Origin of the sequence: Psychroserpens sp. (assembly GCF_045105015.1) — a bacterium.
Classification (GTDB): domain Bacteria; phylum Bacteroidota; class Bacteroidia; order Flavobacteriales; family Flavobacteriaceae; genus Psychroserpens.
In genome coordinates this window covers 1-2,630 of record NZ_JBGCCX010000182.1, presented here as the reverse complement: position 1 = coordinate 2,630, position 2,630 = coordinate 1, and the positions used below count along the sequence as shown (strand labels likewise).

The window sequence follows — 2,630 nt, the reverse complement described above, 5'->3', positions numbered from 1 at the left end:
TGAAACTTGTTTCATTTTTAGTTCTGAAAAATGCAATTCAGTATTTTTTGAATTTAATACTTTGGCATAAGCTAGTGAACTAAAGAGAATAGTTTTATTAAGACCAATTAGACTTTTTATACGATTAAGTTCTCTTTGGTGAATGTTTTCAGGACACTTAGTAACAACTATTATATGAGCTCTTCTTGCCTGCTTTTTAGCATCTCTAAGACTTCCTGTAGGCAAAAAGGTGTCTTTTACATAAAGGTTATCATAAGCCGTCAAAAGAATATTAAAACTAGGTGTCACCTTACGGTGTTGAAAGGCATCATCTAATAGAATGACATCAGGTTTTATATTACTTTCCAAATTTAATATTCCATTGCATCTATCTGCATCAACTGCCAAATTGATGGTATTGAATTTATGGTATATCTGAAATGGTTCGTCACCCAATTGCTCCACTGTTGAATGTTCGTTTGCTAATTGAAATCCCTTTGATTTACGTTTATATCCCCTACTTAGAACAGCAATCTTAAAATCATCTTGAAGGGCTTTAATCAAATATTCAATCATGGGGGTTTTACCGGTACCTCCAACACTTAGATTACCCACACAGACTACTGGTGTTTTAAAAGATTGAGATTTAAAAAAACCTATATCATAAAAGTAGTTGCGAATACGAATGACAAACCCATATAAAAACGAAACCGGAAAAAGTAATTTACGAAGTAGTCGCATTACAGCGAATTTATGATAGAACTCATATAAACTTCTTCAATTTGCTAAAAAATTGTTGTTTTTGCTCAGTTTTTATATTTTTTTCTTCCGCAGAGGAGCTATGAAACTCAAAAAAGCCTTTAACAGAACTAAAAATCTTTAATTTTCGCTTAAATCCAAAAAGTTTATATGAGTTCATTTTATCTTTAAAGAATTAAAAAATAAAAAATGACTGTAAAGGAGGTTACTTCATTGCTAGAAGAGTTGGCACCACTTCATTATGCTGAAGATTTTGATAATGTAGGACTGTTGGTCGGAAACTATGACGAAACCGTTGAGGGAATATTAGTGACCTTAGATACCCTTGAAAATGTTGTTGATGAAGCAATTGAAAAAAAATGTAATCTAATTGTTAGTTTTCATCCCATAATTTTTAAAGGACTAAAAAAAATTACTGGTAGAACTTATGTAGAACGTGTGGTACTGAAAGCTATCGCTAATAATATATCTATTTACAGCATGCATACCGCTTTGGATAATAGTCCTAAAGGCGTAAATGCAAAAATTTGTGAAGTTTTAGGAATTAAAAAAACCAGCATATTGATTCCTAAAAAAAATACTATTAAAAAACTTACTACTTATGTACCAGCAGAAAGGGCTGAAAGTTTAAGAACAGAACTATTTGAAGTTAATGCCGGGAATATAGGTAACTATAGCAACTGCAGTTTTAGTGCAGAAGGTATTGGGACATTTAAGCCAGGTAAGCATTCAAATCCTACAATCGGAAAAATTGGAGAAATTCAAAACCAAAAAGAGACTCAATTACAAATAACTTATGCCAGTGTTCACGAGAAGAAAGTTTTAGAAACACTTTTTAAACATCACCCCTATGAAGAAGTCGCTTATGAAATCATTACCCTAGAAAACGTAAACCAAAACTTAGGCATGGGTATGGTAGGGCAACTTGAAAATGAAATGACAGAAGTTGATTTTCTCAATTATCTGAAAGTCAAAATGAACGCTAAAGTTGTTCGCCATTCTATTTTGCTAAACAAACCCTTAAAAACAGTTGCGGTATTAGGCGGTAGTGGTGCTTTTGGTATTAATGCTGCAATTAGGGCAAAAGCTGATATTTATGTGACATCAGATATAAAATACCATGAATTTTATCAAGCTGAAAATAAGCTAATTATCGCTGATATAGGGCACTTTGAAACCGAGCAGTTTACAAAAAATTTACTGGTTGACTTTCTTACAAAAAAAATTCCTAATTTTGCGGTCACTTTATCAGAAAGTAATACTAATCCCATCAAGTATTTTTAATATATGGCTACAAAAACAGAAATCACTGTAGAAGAGAAATTACGAGCATTGTACGATTTGCAATTAATTGATTCTAGAGTTGATGAAATAAGAAATGTTCGTGGAGAATTACCTCTAGAAGTTGAAGATTTAGAAGATGAAGTTCTGGGCCTAAAAACTAGAATGGACAAGTTAAAATCTGACGTTGAGACCATAAATTTTGAAATCACTGCTAAGAAAAACTTGATTGAAGAATCTAAAGTATTGATTAAGAAATATGCTGAACAACAAAAAAATGTTCGAAACAGTAGAGAATTCAATTCTTTGACAAAAGAAGTAGAGTTTCAAGAATTGGAAATTCAACTTGCGGAAAAGAACATTAAAGAATTTAAAGTTCAAATTGAGCAAAAGAAAGAGGTTATTTCAAGCACCAAAGAGAACCTTTCTGAGCGCGATGCGCATTTAAAGCACAAGAAGAGTGAACTAGATGCTATTCTTGCAGAAACAGAAAAAGAAGAAACAGCTTTACTTAAGAAATCAGAGCAATTCGAAGACAAAATTGATGAGCGCTTGGTAAAAGCTTATAAACGTATTCGTCATAATGTAAAAAATGGCTTGGCAGTTGTGCC

At 32.2% G+C, this 2,630-nt stretch carries 3 protein-coding genes; 2 read left to right on the top strand and 1 reads right to left on the bottom strand.

All coding sequences use genetic code 11. The annotated features are described in order from the left end of the window. Positions 1-720 (bottom strand): tetraacyldisaccharide 4'-kinase (lpxK, locus tag AB8B90_RS13835; protein WP_405338074.1); only part of this gene is annotated, 720 nt, incomplete at its 3' end. A 207-nt stretch (positions 721-927) separates the two neighbouring features. Between lpxK and AB8B90_RS13830 the strand changes: the two genes are divergently transcribed. Further along, entirely contained in the window at positions 928-2,022 is a 1,095-nt protein-coding gene (locus tag AB8B90_RS13830) for a Nif3-like dinuclear metal center hexameric protein (RefSeq protein WP_405338071.1), read from the top strand. A 3-nt stretch (positions 2,023-2,025) separates the two neighbouring features. Then, the coding region (locus AB8B90_RS13825; RefSeq protein WP_405338068.1) for a zinc ribbon domain-containing protein at positions 2,026-2,630 on the top strand (605 nt) is incomplete at its 3' end.